The 5,158-nt window shown below is 67.2% G+C and carries 3 protein-coding genes and 1 pseudogene; 2 read left to right on the forward strand and 2 right to left on the reverse strand.

Annotation, left to right across the window (positions count from 1 at the left end; genetic code table 11):
- Nucleotides 1-107: 107 nt before the first annotated feature.
- Nucleotides 108-182, forward strand: a pseudogene (locus tag D7V97_RS46305) (GXWXG domain-containing protein); the annotation flags it as partial.
- A gap of 124 nt (nt 183-306) precedes the next feature.
- The gene (locus D7V97_RS46310) at nt 307-549 is read left to right on the forward strand and encodes a DUF4334 domain-containing protein (RefSeq protein ID WP_233583532.1); all 243 of its coding nucleotides are present in this window, start codon (nt 307-309) and stop codon (nt 547-549) included.
- A gap of 117 nt (nt 550-666) precedes the next feature.
- Here D7V97_RS46310 and D7V97_RS39680 read toward each other — a convergent pair whose 3' ends face one another.
- Both D7V97_RS39680 and D7V97_RS39685 read right to left on the reverse strand, forming a co-directional pair.
- Nucleotides 667-2,238 (reverse strand): PIN domain-containing protein, encoded by a 1,572-nt coding sequence (locus D7V97_RS39680; protein WP_368669005.1) that lies wholly within the window; start codon nt 2,236-2,238, stop codon nt 667-669.
- On the reverse strand, nt 2,150-5,080 hold the full coding sequence (locus D7V97_RS39685) for a hypothetical protein (RefSeq protein ID WP_158623553.1): 2,931 nt from the start codon (nt 5,078-5,080) through the stop codon (nt 2,150-2,152). The genes D7V97_RS39680 and D7V97_RS39685 overlap by 89 nt, the downstream gene beginning before the upstream one ends.
- Nucleotides 5,081-5,158 lie beyond the last annotated feature (78 nt).

Consider the following 5,158-nt stretch of genomic DNA (forward strand, 5'->3'; position numbering starts at 1 on the left):
GGGCTGAGGGGGGGGGCCTGACTGCCAGAAGTCTGGCTGCGGCGGCAGTCGTGCCGGTGCAAGAGGCGGCACGTCCACACAGCCTGCCTACAGTGGAACTCGCGTTCATGCGCGGCACGTGGAAGGGCAGTGAACTCCGGACGGAGCACCCGATGGATGGGATGCTCAGCGCGACAGGCTGGTACGGAAAGCAGTTCATCGACGCGGAGAGCGTCCATCACCTGCTGTTCTTCACGGAGGACCGACCGCGCGTCGGTGTTCCCGGTGGATCCGCGCAAGTGGCCGTCACCGACGATCCGGGGGCCCGTGGGGCCACACCGGACGGAGGTGGAGACCGGGAAGTTCAAGGCGCGGCTGCGCATGACGGAGTACCGGGGACAGCTCAGCGCGACGATGATCTACGACGACTGGCCGACCCACGACGTGTTCCGCAAGGTCGACGAGGACACGCTGCTCGGAGCGATGGACGCGCGAGGCATGGCGGCGCCGTACTTCTTCGTGCTGCGCCGCGATCCGGAGTCCCCCTGGGCAGGCCCGGCCCTTCATTGAACAGGATTCCGCTCCGACGCTTCGCTGCGACCGCGCTCTACGCGAAGTCTTCGGGCTCCATCCGCTGGGTAGGTGCAAGACCGCTGTCGCAGTGCAGCACGTTTGGCGCAAACATTCTCACGTCCACCCCAGCTTCTGCAGTTCCTCCTCAAAGTATAGCTGTGCATTCTCGATCCATTTCCAGTCGTCGAACTCGACCGCCCATTCACCCGAATCGCGCGGCGCAGAGCTGTTATAGCCCGAGAACGCTTGCTCGCTCGCCCACTCGTTGAACTCATCGAGTGAGCAAATCGTGCGCATGCCAAAATCGTTATCACTGTCGCCTGCCACATACATCTCGTGCTTCTCGAAGTCGAACTCTACGCCCTCGTATGCTGCTTCAAGTGATTGGCGAGCGTCAGTGTCCCATGAACTCTCGAAGTCGTCGTCCTCAATTCCTGGTAGTTCGTACTCTTCCTCTTCGATTAGTTCCGAGCCGGCGCCAATGAGTTCAAGGGCGAGCGCTAGTGTCTTGACGACGCCGAGCAGTTTCTTTCCTGTCCGCTTGGCGTACTCGTCCCGAAGGAACGCCTCATGCGCTGTAAACGTACCGTCGCGAGACACGATGATGAGGTCTTCGCCACAACCTTCCATCAGGCTCTCCCAGATCAGTTCATCGCCGATGGTGTGTTTGTCTGGCGAACTTGGTGGGTTTCCTAGGAGCTTGCGTCGATGCGCGCGTGTGATGAGCACATCCGTGGTCGAGATTGTCTGCACTCCCTCTGTTTTCACCAAGTCAAGGAACTTCGTGTACACGGGATCTGCACTGGGATCGGCAAGAAAGGATGCTAGGCGCGATTGAATAGATGCCGCATGGTTCTGAAACTCATCGCGCTTCTTGATTAAGAGCGGCCATTCCTCCAAAGCCTTGATGACGGAAGTGGTGTGCGGCTGAATTTTGATACTCTTGCCAAAGGTGTCGATCAACGAGGAGAGACGCTGCGCACGATTGCGCTCAAACTCAGCGATGGTCTGCTCTGTTGTGATCAGCTTGTCCGCGCGCCCGCGTAGTTCTTCGAAGACGCCAAGTCGATCATTCGCTGACTGATAGAAGTCCATGAAGATGTTTGTGTCCACATACACTCGGGTCACGTAGTTCCTCGTCCTTATTGTAGGCGCGGCTTCGACGAGCATAGGACCGATAGACGCCCATTGTGGAGTCCCGCTCGTGAGCGGAGGGACAAGAGCGCCCCTTGGAGAGGTCCGTCCAGAGGGGGCGGGGCCCCTGCGGCAGGTGAACGGACCCACCGCTGCCGAGCGCGGCGCGGCAGAGCGCCGCGCGGCCGAGCGCGGCGCTGAAGGGTGGGGCCCTGACTGCCAGCAGTCTGGCTTTGGCGGCCCTCGTGCCGGTGCAAGAGACGGCACGTCCAACAGCTGGGCACACTCAGCGACCTGGGCCATCCGAATGATCAACACCTGGCCTGGGACGGCAGCGACCTGGGACGCAAGCCGGGCGACCCGCGCGTCGACGTGAACGCCTGGCTCTGGAAGACCGTGGGGGACACGTGCCAGGTCCCGTCGGCCGCGGAGGCCGTCGCGAGCCGAGGGCCGTGGGAGATGCTCAAGGGATGGGCGTGAGCGGCAGCACGACGAGCTCCTCGGGGTAGGGTTTCTCCCGGGCGATCCGCACATAGGACAGCCAGCGGCCATCGGGCGACGCCATGGTGGCGCGCACGGAATAGGCCTCGGACTCCAGGGGCAGCTTCCAGCACATCCACGGGCGCACCGCCGTGCACAGCCACGGCGAGCGTTCGTTCTTCGGGACGTGCAGCAGGAACCTGCCCTCCCCCAGGGAGGCGGAGCCTCCGCCGGCCCGCGCCGCGAGCGCCAGCTCCTCCACGGTGGGTGCACGCGTGCGCACGGGGCCCGCGTCCTCGGGGACTTCGATGACCTTGAACTCCGGGGACAGGGCGCCTCGCGAGGTGTCCGCGAACAGCGAGGCCCGCGGCGACAGCGGCAGGACGTCGCGCACCTCATCCGAAATGGGAATGGAGCGGCCTCCCACCGGGTAGCACGAGCCCGAGTCATACTGCGACTTCAGGAGCAGGTCCTCTCGCGGGAACGGGCGGTCCTGCTCGGCGACCGCGGGGCCCCACTTGCGCACCGCCGGGTCGTAGCAGCGCATCTGGTTTGTCCCATCCTGCTGGGCCATGCACAGGGTGCCATCCCCCCAGTACAACTGAGGCTGGCGCTCCGGGGGGATGCGGGGAACGGACCGCACCGGGCCGATGACCTCCGCCTTGCCCTTCACCGCCCCGACGCGCAGCGGAAGCGTGGCGGCCTGGAGCCGCTGCTGGAGGGCGCGCATGCCGTAGCGCTCGGCGCAGACTCCGTCGGTCTTCAACGAGACATGCAGCTCCGGGTGGGCCCCGTCCGCGAGCGCCCGCCGGGCGGAGATGGCCTCCAGCGCCGTGGCGAGACAGCCCATGCGGGAGACATGCCCGTCCTCATCCGGCTTCATCCCGTACGAGACGACGCGCGCGTCATCATTCAGCTTCACCAGCCGCGCGAAGGCGTCCAGGGCATCCAGGGCGGGCGCGTCGTCGCGGGCGAGCAGCGCCTGGAGCCGGGTTTCGGTCTCCGGCGCCAGGTCCCAGCGCACCGCGCCGAACGCCCCCATGTTCGCGGTCAGCGACAACGCCGGGAAGCCGGGCACGCCCTCGACCCACAGCGACAAGCGGCCCGGCTGGCAACGCACCTTCACATCGCCTTCCGATGACCGGCTGTCCCCGGTGACGGCGGAGGCGCGGCGAACGAATTTCAAGCCCCCGGGTGCGGTCAATTCCTGACGCAGTTTCACCCAGCCGCTGTGGCAGGCGTCCGCGGGGTCGAGGGGGTTGTACGGCGAGACGGTGAGTGTCGTCTCCAGTTCGAAGGGGATGCGTGGATCCTGGCCCAGGTCGCAGGCGATCCGCGCGCGGGCGAGGCGGTCGTCGTCGTTCCACTTCAGCACGGGTCCCCCCCAGGCTGGCTTCTCCATCACGACGTCCGTCCGCACGAGGCGCGGTGCCGTCGAAACGGGCTCGCGGGGCGCGACGTACGGACCGAACTCCAGGGAGCGCACGACCAACCCCAGCATGCGGTCATCCGAGTCCACCTTGCTCGGAGCGGGACCGCGCAGGTAGGCGATCCACCGGCCGTCCGGGGACACCCGGGCCTCCGACAGCGAGTTGCCACCCTCATCCTCGGGCCGACCGTCCCATGGGAGGGACCAGCACCCCAGGGGCCTGCGCACGGAGCAGAACTGCTTGCGGTCCTCGTCCAGGATGAACCGGCCTTCGTTGAGGAGCCGGGAGCCGGTGGACGCGAGCATCGCCTTCTTCAGCTCCTCCGCTTCCGGCGCGCGCAGGCGCGGCGGGCCACCCCCTTCGGGGAGCTCCATGACACGGGCCTCGTGGGCCCACCTGTTCCAGAGCAGGACGGCCCGGGGAGACAGGCGCAATTCAGGCCGGAAGCTTTCGGGAGGACGGACGTTCCGGGTCCCCAGGGGGATGCCGCAGCGACCCATGCGAGGGCTCCAGGCAGTCAGGGCGCTCCGGTCCATGGCCACGGCCTTCCCCCAGCGCCGCGCCGCGGGGTCGTAGCAGCGCATCCGCTTGCCGGTGTCCTGCTGCACCACGCACAACCGTCCCTGGCGCCAGAACAGGTCCGAGTCCGCTGTCGAGTCCGACTCGGGCGGCTGGACCTCGCCGATGGTTTCGGGATCGCCTGTCTTCAACGGCGGGCGGTCTCCCTCCAGGTCCGGAGCCAGGACGTCGCGGGGGGAGTCCTGTTCCGGGTCGTCGCCCGCGGCCAGGGCGACGCGATTCCGGGCGCGCTCGAACGCGGCGGCCAGCCCCGCGACGCTGTCCGCCTCCGGCAGGTTCGCGTCGCGAACGTACATGCGGGAGGGAACGCCCTTGCCGACCAGGAAGTCCCATTCCTCCAGCGCCCTGCGGGCCCCGGCGTCGTCGCGGACCAGCAGGGGCAGGAGGCGGGCTTCGCTGTCCCGGGACACCCGAAACTTCAAGGAGGCGGAGCTGACGCCGATACCGATGGGCTCCAGCGTCAGCGGAGGGGCCTCGGGCACGCCTTCCACGGACAGCTCCAGCCGCCGCGCCTGGCAGCGGACGCGGATGCGGGGGCGCGGGGGAGGCGGTGGCAGTTGGGTGCCAGGAGCGTCATCCACGATGCGAAAGCTGCGTTCGACGTGTGAGCCATCTGGCAGGGACAGCTTCTGGGTGATGACCGCCTCGGCGGGCCGGCAGAAGTCCGGAATGGCCTGCCTCACGTCCACGGACTGGAAGACGGTGATGTCGGGGGTCTTGCCCAGCCCCAGGTCGCAGGCAGCGGACCCGGTGAGCTTGTCAGGAAGCGTCTTCGCCTCCGCGAAGGTGCTGGGCTCGGCGGCGAGGACCACGCCTTGCGGCGGCGCTTCCGCCGCGGAGTCCAGGGGCGCGGACAGGGTCAGCAAGAGCCCCAGATACCAACCACGAACGGTATGAAAGTGCATGCGTCCCGGACCGTATCAGCAGGCCATCCCCAGCCGTCCAGGGAGGGGCCGGTGAGCGCGAGCAGCGGGGGGCAGAGG

This window comes from Corallococcus sp. CA053C (assembly GCF_003611675.1).
GTDB lineage: Bacteria > Myxococcota > Myxococcia > Myxococcales > Myxococcaceae > Corallococcus.